Genomic DNA, 14,547 nt, shown 5'->3' on the forward strand with positions numbered 1-14,547 from the left:
ATCTCTTTATGCTTCGATCGAAGCGAGATACTCCCTTACCTCTTCCGGTGTCTTGGCGAATTTGCTGTGCAGATGGGCGATCTTCTCGCCGCTGCGATACACGAGCAGGCTTGGAATGCCGCGCACATCGTTCTCCTCTGCGATCGGCTGCAGCTCTTCCGCATTCAGCTCATACCAGCGCTTGTCCTGATGCTCCTCGATGATCTCGCCGATGAACCGGTCCAGGTTCTTGCAATCGGGGCACCACGTTGTATAGTATTTGATCACGGTCAGCTGATCCGATGCGATCACTTGTCTATATTGTTCTTCAGAAGTAATCTTCTCCATCATCTGTTCTTCATCTCCTATCTTCTGTATATACTTACGAATCTATAGTATCACACTGCCGCCATTTCTCATAGCCCGAACGGCCCGAACCGGATCACCGTCAGCACGATGAACAGAGCGATGCCGACGCTGAGGACCAGCCGGTCAACGCGATTCATCCGCAAGCGAAGGCTGCTCGTGCGGCGTCCGTTGAAGCTCGACAATCCGCGAACATGCATCGCTGTCGTCAGCTCAGAGGCTAATTGGAAAAGCGAGATGATCAGCGGGATGAAAACCGGCGGGAGCTGACTGATGCGGAGCCCCTCCTTGCGCCTGCTGATCTTGCCCCGTGCCCGCACGATCTTGCTGAAGCGCTGATACTCCTCATACAGCACCGGGATGAAGCGCAGCATCAGCGATCCCCCGAGGGACAGCGCCTCCACCGGCAGCTTCAGATGACGAAGGAAACCAAGGCTTTGATCGATCGCCCGCTTCATCATCAATTGGCTCGTCGTAACGGCCAGCACCACACCGAGCAGCGAGATGAACACGAGCTTCGACAGTTCGAAGATGGTGCGCAGCGACGCGGTTAGATCCAGCCGTATACCGTGTATGCTTCCCTCAAAGGACAGTCCCGTGATCAGGACAGAGAGCAGGATGAAGATGAGCAATGGCAACACCGCCTTCAGCAGCAGTCTCCATGGTGCGCGGCTGTAGAGCATCATCGCCGCCGCGATCATCCCTCCTGCGTACAGGCCAAGCCAGCTGTTCTGGATGATGATCCCGAGGGATAAGAGCAGGAAGGAGAGCCATTTTACGCGGGGATCAAGCCGCCGCAGCAATTCCGGGGCAGCAGAAGAACTGAAAGAATCAACGGCTCCTGAACGCCCTGCTCCCAGCCGGGGTGCCCGTTCTTCCAAGTTCCCATCGTTCGTATGCCCCCGGAGCCGGAGCCCTTGTCCTTCCGCCGCCCGATCTCCAGGAGCTTGCAGCAGCGCCTGTGCCATCTCTTCCGGTGACGGCAGCTCGCCGCTTCGCGGCATCTCCCCGCCCGCTTGCCGCAGCAGCTCGACGAAGCGCAGGACTGCCGGCGCCTTAAGGCCGGCCGCTTCCAGATCTGCAGCAGATATCCAGTTCTCGCCGCGACTCGCCTGCAGGACCGCCCGGCCTTCTTGCAGCACGATCAGGTGATCGGCATAGGGAAGCAGCGTGTCCAGATCATGCGTAGCGATGACGAGGGTGTATCCTTGCTTCCGCCGCTCCGTGATAAACTTCAGCAGCGCTCCTACCCCTTGCGCATCCAGCCCCGCCGTCGGTTCATCCAGCAGCAGCCACCGCGGCTCGGGAGCCATAGTGGAGGCCAAGGCCGTCCTTCTCCTCTGCCCGCCGCTCAGCGTCTGAGGAATCGCATGACGGAGGGACGGTGCGAGTCCCATCAGTTCCATCGCTGCGGTTACCCGCCCGGCCGCTTCCTCCTTCGGAAGCCTCAGGTACTTCAGGGAATACAGAATCTCCCGTTCCACGGTCTGCGCGAATAGCTGCTGCTCGGGATATTGGAAGACACAGCCGATGTTCTTCAGCACCTCGAGATTCGGTTTGCCCTTCTCCCAGAGCGAGTGCGCATCATAATGGATGCTGCCCGCGCGAAGGGGGATCAGACCGGAGAGGGCATCGAGCAGCGTGGACTTGCCCGCCCCGTTATGACCCGCGATCAGTGTAATACTCGCATCGGGGATGATGAGATCAAGTTCATGCAGGATGCCGCGGCCGCGAAGATCGGCGACGGATACGCCGGCTACTTGGATCGCCATAACCCGCTCACCGCTTCCATGCATTGCTCCGCCGTCACCGGTCTTAGTTCTTGCAAACGCCCGCTTCGCTTGAGCTCATGGATGACTTCAATGCTGTAGGGCAGGCGGAAACCCAAAGTACAGCAGGGGATCCCCTCTCTGCTCCCATCTGCTGTCCCATAGAAAAAATCCTCCGGCGTGCCCATGAAGACGATCTCTCCGTCATCCAAAACGACAACCTGATCGGCCAAGCCGATCTCATCGATGCCTTGCGTCGCCCAGAGGATCGTCCGGCCCTCTTGCCGCAGACGGTTCATCACCTGCAGCACCTGCTCCTTCGCCGCGGGATCGAGCATCGCCGTCGGTTCATCGAAGATGAGCAGCGATGGCTGCATTGCGATGACCGAAGCGATGCACAGCAGTTGCTTCTGACCGCCGGATAAGCGGCTCACCGGAACATCGGCAAAACCCGTCATGCCGACAGCAGTAAGCGCGCGATCCGCCCGCTCCTTGATCTCCTCCGGCGGAACGGCCGTATTCTCTAATCCGAAACAGACATCCTCCCATACGGTCTGTCCCACGATCTGGGCATCGGGATTCTGGAACACGACGGGCACGAGACCCTGCGGCTGCGACAGCCGCTGCACTTTGCCGCGGGACGGCGGCAGGATCCCCGCGATCACCTTCAGCAGCGTGCTCTTGCCGCTGCCATTGCCGCCGATGAGCGCGGTCATCTGCCCCTCCGGTAGGGAGAGATTGATATCCCGCAGGACGATGCGGATGCCTTCCTCCTGTCTATAGGCTACGGTTACATCTTGTAAGACCACCGACTGCAGCCTCTCCACTGCCCTACCTCCATAAAAACTATTAATGTCATTATTTGTATTGACATCAATCACGAAGATCAAGTATGGTAACCATGATATCTATATTACTCTATCAATTGCAAGACTGGAAGAGGAGGAAGGACATTGCAAAGCAAACGCTCGCTCATCACAGTACGCGGTATTGTGTTCAGTGCACTATTCGCGGCATTAATGATCGTGTCCAGCTTCGCCAACATTCATCTGGGCTTTACTCCTATACCGATCACACTGGAGAATATGGCGGCGATGTTAGCTGGTGCATTTCTAGGACCGTTATACGGTTTCCTTAGCATATTCCTTGTTATATTCTTATTAGCCTTAGGTGTGCCGATCATGCCCGGCGCCGTTGGATTAGCCCGTATCCTGGGACCGACGGGCGGATTTCTCTGGATGTTTCCGATCAGCGCACTCTTGATCGGTCTGTTCATCCGCCGTATCCAAGGTTCAGGCTGGATCGCATATGTGAAGGTCTTCCTGGTGATCTGGCTCTGTTCCTTGACGGTGTATCTGGCAGGGGTGCCGTGGCTGATGTACAAAGCAAACATAACCCTGTCCGAAGGCATCGCCATGGGCTTCACCCCCTTCATCCTCGGCGATACGCTGAAGGCGGTAGTTGCGACACTGATCGTCGTCCCGGTTCGCCGCATCTTCCCGATGTCGAAGTTGATCGGCGGCGAGGATGCGGAGGTCGTGAAGCTGCCCGATGACCAGGGATAACTCACGGTTACGACACAGGATTATTGCATACAACCTTGCTTACAGCGCACGATTTATGGTTATATCGCATGTTTAACAACACTGGACATGTTCGCATGACCGCACAAGGGGCTGTCCCCGCGTCATAATGCAGACGGGGGCAGCCCCTTGTTCCCTGTTTCCGAATCGATTCAGCCTCATGCTTCCCGCAAGGAGTAGAGATGCGCATCACCCTCCGGCTCCGTCATCGCTTCTTTGTAGAAGATCAGCCGGAAGGTCGTCTCCTCAGGATTGGACTCGAAGGTGATATCGCCGTTGTTCTTGATCATGATCTGCTTGCAGATCGCAAGTCCCAGTCCCGTCCCATCCTCTTTCGTTGTGGTGAAGGGCCGGAACAGCACTTCACGCACTTCCTCAGAGATCTCTGGACCATTGTTGCTGATGGCGATATAGGACGCCTCATCATCACTGTAGATATCGATGCGCATGATCTTCTCCTGATCCTGGTTCATCGACAAGGCATCGATGCCATTGTTCAGAATATTAGAAATCACTTGCTGCAGAGCAACCTTCTGACCGTAGATATAGAAAACTTCCCGTTCATTGATCTTCAGTTCGACATTTTCATTAATCAACCGGGGACTCAACAAGGAGATCATCGAGTGGAGCAGCTGGTTAGCCGATAGATAGCTGAAGGGCTCCTCGATGATCTGTTTCTTGGAGAAGCTTAACAAACCTGTAATCTGCATATGGATGTTTTCGAATTCACTCTCGATGATGTTGATATATTTTTCGATATTGGGGTTGGAATCCGAGGGGATATTCGCACGGATTAACTTGAGAAAACCTTTAATCGATGTCAAGGGGTTGCGAATCTCATGGGCCATGCTGGCAGCCATCTTGCCGATCAGAGAAAGCCTGTCCTCATGGAGCTCAGTGATATCATTTTCCTTCTTGATCAGTTCCATCTTCGCATATTCGTTATTAATCGCTGTTTCCAATTCATCCAGCCTCCCGATTACTTCCTTCACTACATGGATTGGAAAAGGAGTCAACGTCCGCTCATGATGATCTATCAATAAATTGCGCATCACAGAGGTGGAGATTCGTACTTCTTCGCTGGGGATCCCCTGTTCGATGATGATTCTGCAGAAGTCCGCAAGGCCCTCCATGATCGGGTGTTCCTGCGGGGGGGTATGCAGTGCCAGCAGATAATCAAACAGCGTATGAAAATAAAACCCTTCCATCAACTTCGTAATGGAAAGATCATGCCCCGTCATCTCTTCATACCACTGGTCGATTAAATTCTGCTGATTTGTAAGCAGGTAATTCACGTATTTCTCATTGTTCTCCTCCTGGGCATTGCTCCACTTCATGCCGTACATCTGCCGCTCAGCATGATTGATGAGTTCATCGTATGAATGCCCATTCACCGGATACTCTGCGATCCCTACCGAATATTTGACATCGGTCAGCCGTTTCTTCAGCTTCTCGTGCAGTTCTTGGATCAAACCCTTCATGCCTTCCGAATCGATATTCGGCACGGCCAGGATGAATTCATCATCTCCCAAACGGGCCACATAGGCACCGTTCGGGCAGATCGACATGAGGGCACTGGAGAACACGCGCAGCAGATGATCGCCGTGGCGGTGGCCGAAGTGATCATTGATTCTCTTAAAATCATCCAGATCGATCAGCGCGATGCACAGCAGTTTCTTATAAATCTGGGCATGTTTCATCAGCTTGCTCATCCGATCTCTGATGAATCTGCGGTTATAACAGTCCGTCAGATCGTCCCGGATCGCAAGATAAGCATAATGATCGTATCGGCGGCCGATCATGAGTCCCGCCAGCAGGACTATTACACCGACTAGTACCGACAGCGAGGATACACCATGATGATGGACAAAAAAAACCGCTACAGTTATACTAGCAGCAAGCGATGTCATCGTACCCAGTCTTCTCATCAAATTCCCCCCTTTCATTCAGAGAGATTCATGAACTAGAAAGCAGTATTCGTTTTCTTCCAAAAGATATATTCTCTGTAAACTTTTCTTTCCCTCTTGCCGAACACAAAATTTGTGAACAAACTATCGTGTGCTGCTTAACGGCAACAATGCCTGAATACAAAGAAACAGCGGCTGTGAACAGGGACATTCACCGCCGCTGCTTGCAAATTAACCCATCATACTTCAGTTCTTTAACTTTGCAGAATATACTGATTCCACTTGCGCTGCCATTCCACATCCGCCCAGAACGGATGATGCGGGGCGGCATTCGCTGAACGGCTTCAGCGAATGCCGCCCCCAGATCATGGTACGGCTCGCCCGGCATCGTCATCGTATACCAAGAGATGTCCCACATCGTAATCGTCAGCTTGCGCGGCAGATGTGACGGAATCTGCATCGGCTTCTACCTCCTCTGATTCCATTATATACAATTTCCCGTTAATATAAGGACGCCCCTTCCGTGTAAGGAAGCCGCCATCCTTGTCCATCCGCCATCATGCATGCTTGTGCTTCATCCCCACGTAATACCATCCCACTCGCAGCCGTTTCATCCGATCGCTGACGATCATTCCTTCACTGAACCGAGCACCAGCCCTTTGACAAAATACTTCTGCAAGAACGGATAGACGAGCAGTACGGGCAAGGCGCCGATGAAGATCTGCGCGGAAGTCACTGTCTTCTGCGACAGGAGTCGGAGCTCTTCGGGACTGATGCTCATCGAGGACAGGTCCCGCTGCACGATAACCGTCTGCAGATACGTAGCAAGCGGATACTTCTTCGGCGAATGGATGTACAACAGCCCGTCGAACCAGGAGTTCCAATGGAACACCATGCTGAACACCGCAAGTGTCGCGATCGCCGGCAGGGAGATCGGCAAGTAGATGACGAAGAGGGTACGCAGATGCCCCGCCCCGTCGATCAGCGCTGCTTCCTCCAGCTCTTTGGGCACACCGCGGAAGAAATTGAGCAGCAGGATCGTCAGCCATACGTTCACCGCCCCAGGCAGGATGAGTACCCAGAAGGAATCGATCAGCCCGAGGGTTTGGACGACCATATAGAACGGGACGAGACCGCCGTTGAAGATCATTGTGAACACGAAGATCCAGGCATAGATCGTCCGTCCGCGGAACACGTAGTTTTCTTTAGAAAGCGGATAGGCTGCCAGGAAGGCCAGCAGCAGCGTCAGCGCCGTGCCGGCAACCGTGCGCAGCACCGAGACGCCCAGCGAGTTCAAGAAGAGCGGATTATTGATCGTCTTCTTGTAGGACTCCAAGGTGAACTCGATCGGCCAGAAGGTGACCAGGTTGGCATCGGCGGCGGATTTGGCGCTGAGGGAGACCGCAAGCACATGCACCAGCGGCAGGACGCAGGTGACCGCGATGATGAACATGGCGATGTTATTGAAAACGGAGAATACGCGGTAAGACCATGTTTTGTGATACATCGTTCATCCTCCCTCTAGAAGATTCGATAGTTGGCCCAGCGATAAGCGATATAGTACGAGAGGCAGATCAGGATCATGCTGATCACGGATTTGAACAGCCCGATCGCCGTGCCAAAGCCAAATTCCCCATTGATAATGCCCACCCGGTAGACGAAGGTATCGATGATATCCCCTTTCTCGTAGACAAGCGGGTTGTACAGGTTGAAGATCTGGTCGAAGCCGGCGTTCAGGATATTGCCCAGCGCCAGGGTGCCTACAACGATCGCGATCGGCATCATCGCCGGGATCGTAATATAGATCGTCTGCTTGAACCTGCTTGCCCCATCGACTTCAGCCGCCTCATAGAGCGTCGGGTTGATATTGGCCAGTGCAGCCAAGAAGACGATCGTGCTGAAGCCGAATTCCTTCCATACGTCAGTGACTACCACCGTCACCCGGAACCAGTCCCCGTTGCCGAGGAAGAAGATCGGTCCGATGCCGAACAGTCCGAGGAAGCGGTTGACGATGCCGCCGTCCGTCGACAGGATATCGATCAGGATCCCGCCGAGGATGACCCAGGACAGGAAGTGCGGCAGGTAGACCATCGTCTGGATGAACCGTTTATAGAGCTGGTTGCGAATCTCATTCAAGAAGATCGCAAAGGTAAAGGGCACGAGCAGATTGAAGATGATCTTCAGTCCAGCGATCAGCAGCGTGTTCCAGATCACCTGCATACTGTCCCTGCGATCAAACAGATAGCGGTAGTTCTCCAGGCCGATCCATTCCGAACCGCGGATGCCGAGCCAAGGTTTGAAGTCTTGGAAAGACATAACGATACCGCCCATCGGGATGTAGTTGAAGATGATCAGGAAGATCAGCGACGGCAAGATCATCAGATGGAACACCCAGGTTTTCCGCAGATAATAGCGAAATCCCCTATTCCCCGGACGGACAGTCTCAGCCGGATCAGCGGCAGCCAGTGCATTGGCTTCCATCTTATTTTCCCCCTCTCTAAATCATGTTGGATAGATTCATGTTGAATTCTTCCCATGTTCTGTTTGCGTTCATTGATGCGCATTAGCTGCGACTGAGACGATAGAAAGTATCGGCTCAGCAGGGCATGCGCGCGTTACGGCGGCCGAGACGACAGAAACTGTCGACTCAGCGTAGCAAGCGCACAGACCGCACCTGAGACGACAGATACTGTCGACTCTGCGTAGCAAGCGCACAGACCGCACCTGAGACGACAAAAACTGTCGACTCAAGCGTGACATGTGCGCAACCGGCGCCTGAGACGACAGAAACTATCGACTCAAGCGTGACATGTGCGCAACCGGCGACTGAGACGACAAAAACTGTCGACTCAGCGTGACATGCGCACACCCAGCATCTGAGACGACAGATACTGTCGACTCTGCAGGGCATGCGCGCGTTACGGCGGCCGAGACGACAGAAACTGTCGACTCAGCGTGGTAAGTCGCGCGCGCAGCTTCGCAGCGGCTCACACCGCAGCAGTTGCTGCACCCTCCAGCCGCTCTCGCCTTCTGATCACGTACATCGAGCGGAGAAGCTGGAATGAAGAAGCGGCCGAAGAGGCCGCCTCTGCTTATGACCCTGTATATGAGCGAGTTATTTGCCCAATGTGTTTCTATACCACTCATTAACTTCCTTCGTGATCTGTTCGCCCCCGCCGGCAAGCCAATCCTGTACGAATTGATCGAAGGCATCCAGCGGTTTGTCGCCGTAGATGATCGCGTTGAAGGTTTCGCGCTCGATCTTCTGCAGATAATCCCATTTCGTCTTCATCGTCTCGGTCGGCGCTCCGATGAACATATCCTTCTTCGAGATCTCCTCTTGCTCCAGCAGCACCACTGCGGCGTTAGGTGTTTCCGGTCCATAGTGCATGGCCACTTCCTTCTCGCGGAAGGTCGTCGGCTCCTTGCCGGAGGCCAGTTTCAACAGAGCTTTCATCTGCGCATCTGGAACCCGCGCTCCATCGCGCACGAGGAAGTATCTCAGAGGCGCAGTCACCGCACCGCCCGGGATGTCGTCTCCGGTCAGGAGGTTACCCTCCTCGTCGAAGGCATAGTCATAACCTTCGAAGATTCCGTATTGGTAGATGCCGCCTTCCGGCGGATCTGCCAGATGCTCGAAGAGATAGTTCTGATAGGTGAAGAAGGCCTCAGGATGTTCGAAATCCTTGTGCAGCAATGTAACGCCGTTAATGTAATGCGTACCGTGCCGCATCGCTGTTCCATCCGGACCCATCGGGATCTTATGCGGTTTCCAGACAGCTCCTTCGACGTTCTTCTCCGTATCGAGCAGCGGCCATCCGCTCATCCAGTACGGTCCCGGGATGATTCCTGCTGTACCGGCTACCGCTGGCTCAGCCGTCTTGTTCTCGTCCCACAGCGCTGCTTCAAACGGGATATATCCCTTGTCCAGCCATTCCTTAAGCTTCGCCAACCCCTGTTTCATGCCGGGGTGGATCGAACCGTACGCCAAGCTTCCGTCTTCCGCTTCATTCCACTGTTCAGGCAATGAACCGAACATTCCAAATACCCAGGACGGATCGCCCATCCACGTGTTCATCGTGTTCTTGAAGCCGATGCTGAGCGGAATTACCTCGTCAGGCGACAGGCCCTGCGGGTTGTTGTACTTGAAGGCCTCCATGACGGCTTCGAGCTCCTCCAGGGTCTCGGGAGCCTCCATGCCCAGCGCATCAAGCCAGTCCTGACGAATCCAGAGCAGGTAGTCGTGGTTGTACGCATAGTCCAGAACCGGAATCCCCATGCGCTGACCGTCCTTCATATAAGGAAGCCAGACGTTCGGGTCGAGTTCCATCGCTCTCTTCCAGGTATCGTTCGCATACTTATCGAAGAGCGAACCCACTTCCCGGTACAATCCGGATTCGATCAGATCGTGGACCAGCTGCGTTTCTCCTGCCCCCAGGGTAACAACATCCGGCATCTCCTGTCTGTTCGTCAGCGCCAGACGCAGCTTCGTCGCGAAGGCACCGTTCGTGTCGGTGACGGACCACAGCGTCTTGATCTCGATGCCCAGCGTCTCAAGCGCCCAACGGGTCGCCACGTTATTCTCAATCGTCTCGCCGTACTTGAAAGTCAGTGCCGGATCAACGCCCCAGACAGTGGTGATCGTCACCGGCGGGTCGTATTTATCCCGGTATGGGTTCTCATCTGTACTGCTTGTCTGTTCACTCTGCGGAGGTGTCCGGCTGTTCGATGAATCGGCCGATTGGTTCGAATTGCCCGAGCAGGCTGCCAATAAGCTGACGATCATCATGACCGCCAACAACATGAGCCATGCTCTTCTCAAACTCGCTTTCATCGCGCTCCCCCTTATCGTATAGTGCTTACATTTCCATTATAGGGGAGGCCTATGTGCTCATCCTATGTCATAATTCGAAGATTTCTGCACCTTTCCCAACTATCTTTATAAAGAATCTTCACATGATCATCCTTCATTCCGGTATCATCCTTCATTCCGCTGACTTCCATCATCTTGCGGCTCACGCTTCCTCCGCCCTGCCGTTCTGAGCTCGTTCCGGGAAACGCCCATCGCGGTACTCATTCGGCGTCATGCCGTAATACTTCTTAAACATCTTGCTAAAATACTGTGGATTCTGATACCCCAGCTCCATCGTGATCTCATAGATCCGCTTGTTCGTATGCTTCAGCATATAGAGCGCCTTCTCCATCCGCATGCGGATGATATAATCGCCGAGGCTCTCTCCCGTCACCGATTTGAACACCTTGGACAAATAGACGGGATGCAGATAGACACGGTCGGCAATCGTCTTGACGGAGATATCGCTGCCAAGATCCCGGCTGACGATCTGCTTCACTTGGTTCACGATGTGGTTCTTCGCATGAACCTCCTGGGTGGACAGCTTGTCCTCCAACTGCTGGACCATCATGGTCGTCCAATGCCTTAACCGTTCCAAGGAATGCACCATGCCTTGGTCGATCTCCCAGTCAAAGCCGATTTGGCTGAACGACAAACCGTACTTATGCGCAGCATAGATGATCGCATTCGTAATCGATAGATAGATCTCGTATAAGTTCTCTCTAGAATAACCGCTTGCCGCTACGTAATCGAAGACCTCATCCAGCTTGCCGCGAACAGCATCCCATTGCTGAGCTTCCAGCAGATGCAGCAGGGTTGGCGGGCGGTAAAGCACATCCAAGGATTCGACCGAACTTGCGGGAGGACTCTGATCCTGCAGGAAGAACACATCCCGCTCCTTCATCTCCAACATGTAAACATATCGCATCGCCGCTCGATACGTGCTTGCGATCGCTTCAGGGAAGTTAAAGGCATTCGTCACGGCAACGGCAACATCTACCTTCAGAAACCCTCGAACATACTGACGAAAGATCGGCAGCAGTCTCTCGAGCTCCTCTCTCAGAACCCGGCGGTCATCCTGTCCTGCTTGGGACAGCCATTCCGGCTTCAGGCTCGCGATGATCGTCATATAGCTGTGAGGGGACTGAGCATGCCAGAGGCGGAACCGCTCCGACAAGACCTCTTCAGCGATGTTACCTGCGGCATATTCCAGCAGCGCATGTGACGCTTCGTCGTATTCCCGAGCATCGAGCCCCATCTTAACCAGCATCATCACCGCAGGTGTATCGACGGTCAGCGGGATCTCATACTTCACCAATCGCTCGCTGATGGTCTGCTTGGAAAGCGGGCGCCCCAGCAGCAATTCATGAAGGAAATTCCGCCGCAGAATCGACAGGTCCGTCTTCCGATCATACATGAGTTGATAATACTGCTCCGCCTGCGCCCATTCATCCTGCAGAGAGGTGATTACCTGCGACAGAGAAGCGATAAGTTCCTCGTCATCCACGGGTTTCAATACATAATCCAGCACATGCAGTTCGATCGCCTTCTTGGCATAGTGGAATTCAGAATGCCCCGTAAGCAGGATGCAGCGCACATTGGGCCAGCGTTCCTGCACAAGCTCGATCAATTGCAGACCGTTGACTTCCGGCATCTGGATATCCGTAACGAGGATATCGATCGAGTGCCGTTCCATCAATTCCAGCGCCTCAGCTGCGGATTCCGCCTGATGGACCTTATTCACCCCAAGTTCGCCCCAGGGGATCGTAACCTTCAAGCTCTCCGTAACATAGGATTCGTCATCAACCAGTAAGACTTCGATCATCGGAAGCCCTCCTTAACACATTCGCCTCAGACCAGATCAAGTCCACCCGCAAGCCGCCCAGCTCAGAACGGGACAGACGGACACCGGCTCCGTTCCCGTAGCGCAGCACCATTCTCTGATGCACATTCCAGAGTCCGCAGCCCATCTCCTCATCCATCGGTTGAGCCATTTGTCGTCCCAATGCTTCCATCTCGGATTCGCTCATGCCCCTGCCATTGTCCTCAACGGTCATCGTCGCCTGCCCTTGCTCGACTTTGCCGGTGATGCGGATGAGTCCCGCTCCCGCCTTCTGTTCCACACCGTGAATGATGGCATTCTCCACGATGGGCTGGATCAAGATGCGAGGGATGAGCCAGCTGTACAACTCCTCCGGCAGCTCAATCGTATAATCGAGCCGTTTCTTCCGCAGTTTCTGAATCTCTAGATAATTTCGAACAAACTCCATCTCCTCCCACACGGTGACCCATTCCTTCTCCTGTCTGGTCGTATAGCGGAAGTAGCTGGCCAAGTTCTGGGACATCGCGATGACTGCCCGCGTATCCTGCAGTTTCGCCATACTGGAGATAAATGAGAAGCAATTATAGAAAAAATGCGGATTAATCTGCGACTGCAGCTGTTTCAGCCGAGCTTCACGCACGTGGATCTTCTCCAGGTAGACGTGCTCAAACAGCTCCTGGATCTGCTCCACCATGGAGTTGAACCGTCGAAATACGAAGCTGAACTCACTGTGTCCCTTCGGCTCCAGCCGAACGGTGTAGTCTTCATTTTTCAAGCGATTGAAGCCGCGGATCAACTGTTTCAAGGGCACCTGTACTTGTGCATACAGCATATATGCCGTAACCAGGCTCATTAGCAGCAGGGCGATCACAGAGGAATAGAACAAACGGTTCGAACGCTGGATCGGCGACATTACCTCTGACAGCGGCAAGTAGTCGACCAGATACCACCCCAGGGTATCGGAAAGGGCGACATGTACCATATATTTGTTGTTTTCGATGTTAACGATTTCATTCTTAATCGGAAGTCCATCACTCATATCCAGATGTTCAACGAGCTGCCGGGCAAGTTCGCGGTCTGCCGTGCGGTTATAGATGAGGTAGCCGGTATCTGCATGATAATAGAAAGGATCCCGTCTGCCGTCGCGCTTGAACTCATCGAGCATCTTCTCGATGTTCTGACTCGAAAACTGCACCTCGATGACCAGATTATGATCGAAAGGATCCGCCAGATACGGTGAAGGTGTGGACATGATCTTGAAGAGATAGCTGCCGTCATCCTGTGCGGTTACCTGCCAGCCTTTCGTTCTCAGACTGGACAGAAGTTCTTGTTCATCGTATTCCTTAACATCGTTAACAGATACCACCCGCCGCAGGGAAGGAGAGTAGATGAGGATCTGGCTGACAAAATCCGCAGAACTCTGCTGGATGTTGAGCTTGCTCTGAATGCGTCTCATCAACTTGATCTGCTCGAAATTCAGGTGCTTATTATACGTCCAGATATGCTTCAGATTCGAAATATCCGGATCCTGCAGCAACAGATTAGGCCAAAGCGCAAGCAGCCCCACATTCGTATTGATCTGATCCTGGAAGAAGATCAATTGGTTGGTATGCGAACGAGTCAGCTCCGTGGCCAGCACATTCGTGCTCGTCTTGTTGGAGTAGAAATACAACACCACGATCGGAATCAACAGGATCAGATTGAAAACCACGAGCTTTCTGAACAGATTGAATCTGGGCATCCGGACACCCCTTGTTCATTCACATTTTGCTTATGTATGCACTCCTGCCTGCACTGTAAATCTATATGATTCAGCATGGTTCATCGTCGATGCGTTTGAATTCAATGCCTGTTCTGTGATGCTGATTGATTTGTTGTCAGTCCTATGCTGATGCTGTTTCTATTCTGAGTCATTATTGCAGAATCGTTAGGAGCAAGCGCAATTCTTATATCGTGCAGAATGTTTAATGTTACCTCTATTATAAATCAAACGACCTGTACCAAATGAAACATTTCAGCAGTTTTTCCAACTATTTGGCCGATTCTTGGTCGATTCATGCTGCTCTGCATTTTAGGACAAAACCAACACATGAACGCTCCCTTTTCTCACTTATTATCCTATTTATAGAACAAAATCTCCTGACGGGCCCGACGACCCTCACATGCCTTGCGCCCCCAGCCATCCATCACAACAGCGAAAAACCGGCCTGGATCATCCCAAGCCGGTCTTCCTTCCATCTATGCTCGATGCCTTTCGCCTATCTTCGAA

General features: G+C 53.4%; 10 protein-coding genes and 1 pseudogene. 1 reads left to right on the forward strand and 10 read right to left on the reverse strand.

What is annotated here, in order from left to right; genetic code table 11:
* Positions 1-6: 6 nt before the first annotated feature.
* From PRECH8_RS06455 to PRECH8_RS06465, 3 genes are all read right to left on the reverse strand, one after another.
* The gene (locus PRECH8_RS06455; RefSeq protein ID WP_200966318.1) at positions 7-327 is read right to left on the reverse strand and encodes a thioredoxin family protein; all 321 of its coding nucleotides are present in this window, start codon (positions 325-327) and stop codon (positions 7-9) included.
* A gap of 68 nt (positions 328-395) precedes the next feature.
* The gene (locus PRECH8_RS06460; protein WP_200966273.1) at positions 396-2,117 is read right to left on the reverse strand and encodes an ATP-binding cassette domain-containing protein; all 1,722 of its coding nucleotides are present in this window, start codon (positions 2,115-2,117) and stop codon (positions 396-398) included.
* Positions 2,102-2,941 (reverse strand): energy-coupling factor ABC transporter ATP-binding protein, encoded by an 840-nt coding sequence (locus PRECH8_RS06465; protein WP_200966274.1) that lies wholly within the window; start codon positions 2,939-2,941, stop codon positions 2,102-2,104. Before PRECH8_RS06465 ends, PRECH8_RS06460 begins: the two co-directional genes overlap by 16 nt.
* A 126-nt stretch (positions 2,942-3,067) precedes the next feature.
* Between PRECH8_RS06465 and PRECH8_RS06470 the strand changes: the two genes are divergently transcribed.
* Complete coding sequence (locus PRECH8_RS06470) at positions 3,068-3,679, forward strand: biotin transporter BioY (protein ID WP_242457463.1); 612 nt, start codon at positions 3,068-3,070, stop codon at positions 3,677-3,679.
* 176 nt (positions 3,680-3,855) lie between these two features.
* On the opposite strand, the gene PRECH8_RS06475 is transcribed toward PRECH8_RS06470, so the two are convergent.
* From PRECH8_RS06475 to PRECH8_RS06505, 7 genes and pseudogenes are all read right to left on the reverse strand, one after another.
* Complete coding sequence (locus PRECH8_RS06475) at positions 3,856-5,625, reverse strand: diguanylate cyclase domain-containing protein (RefSeq protein WP_200966275.1); 1,770 nt, start codon at positions 5,623-5,625, stop codon at positions 3,856-3,858.
* Between the two features lie 310 nt (positions 5,626-5,935).
* A pseudogene (locus PRECH8_RS14810) lies at positions 5,936-6,064 on the reverse strand (cellulase-like family protein); the annotation flags it as partial.
* A gap of 168 nt (positions 6,065-6,232) precedes the next feature.
* Entirely contained in the window at positions 6,233-7,111 is an 879-nt protein-coding gene (locus PRECH8_RS06485) for a carbohydrate ABC transporter permease (RefSeq protein WP_200966276.1), read from the reverse strand.
* 14 nt (positions 7,112-7,125) lie between these two features.
* On the reverse strand, positions 7,126-7,983 hold the full coding sequence (locus PRECH8_RS06490; RefSeq protein ID WP_242457466.1) for an ABC transporter permease: 858 nt from the start codon (positions 7,981-7,983) through the stop codon (positions 7,126-7,128).
* Between the two features lie 736 nt (positions 7,984-8,719).
* Positions 8,720-10,438 (reverse strand): type 2 periplasmic-binding domain-containing protein, encoded by a 1,719-nt coding sequence (locus tag PRECH8_RS06495; RefSeq protein WP_200966278.1) that lies wholly within the window; start codon positions 10,436-10,438, stop codon positions 8,720-8,722.
* Positions 10,439-10,619: 181 nt separating this feature from the next.
* Positions 10,620-12,281 (reverse strand): response regulator, encoded by a 1,662-nt coding sequence (locus PRECH8_RS06500; protein WP_200966279.1) that lies wholly within the window; start codon positions 12,279-12,281, stop codon positions 10,620-10,622.
* Positions 12,259-14,019, reverse strand: a complete 1,761-nt coding sequence (locus PRECH8_RS06505) for a sensor histidine kinase (RefSeq protein ID WP_200966280.1) — start codon at positions 14,017-14,019, stop codon at positions 12,259-12,261. Before PRECH8_RS06505 ends, PRECH8_RS06500 begins: the two co-directional genes overlap by 23 nt.
* Positions 14,020-14,547 lie beyond the last annotated feature (528 nt).

Origin of the sequence: Insulibacter thermoxylanivorax (assembly GCF_015472005.1) — a bacterium.
GTDB lineage: Bacteria > Bacillota > Bacilli > Paenibacillales > DA-C8 > Insulibacter > Insulibacter thermoxylanivorax.

Bases quoted from the DNA above. Each gene is read 5' to 3' on its own strand.
- PRECH8_RS06455 (WP_200966318.1), bottom strand. From the start codon at position 327: ATGGAGAAGATTACTTCTGAAGAACAATATAGACAAGTGATCGCATCG.
- PRECH8_RS06460 (WP_200966273.1), bottom strand. From the start codon at position 2,117: ATGGCGATCCAAGTAGCCGGCGTATCCGTCGCCGATCTTCGCGGCCGC.
- PRECH8_RS06475 (WP_200966275.1), bottom strand. From the start codon at position 5,625: ATGAGAAGACTGGGTACGATGACATCGCTTGCTGCTAGTATAACTGTA.
- PRECH8_RS06485 (WP_200966276.1), bottom strand. From the start codon at position 7,111: ATGTATCACAAAACATGGTCTTACCGCGTATTCTCCGTTTTCAATAAC.
- PRECH8_RS06490 (WP_242457466.1), bottom strand. From the start codon at position 7,983: ATGATCTTGCCGTCGCTGATCTTCCTGATCATCTTCAACTACATCCCG.
- PRECH8_RS06495 (WP_200966278.1), bottom strand. From the start codon at position 10,438: ATGAAAGCGAGTTTGAGAAGAGCATGGCTCATGTTGTTGGCGGTCATG.
- PRECH8_RS06500 (WP_200966279.1), bottom strand. From the start codon at position 12,281: ATGATCGAAGTCTTACTGGTTGATGACGAATCCTATGTTACGGAGAGC.
- PRECH8_RS06505 (WP_200966280.1), bottom strand. From the start codon at position 14,019: ATGCCCAGATTCAATCTGTTCAGAAAGCTCGTGGTTTTCAATCTGATC.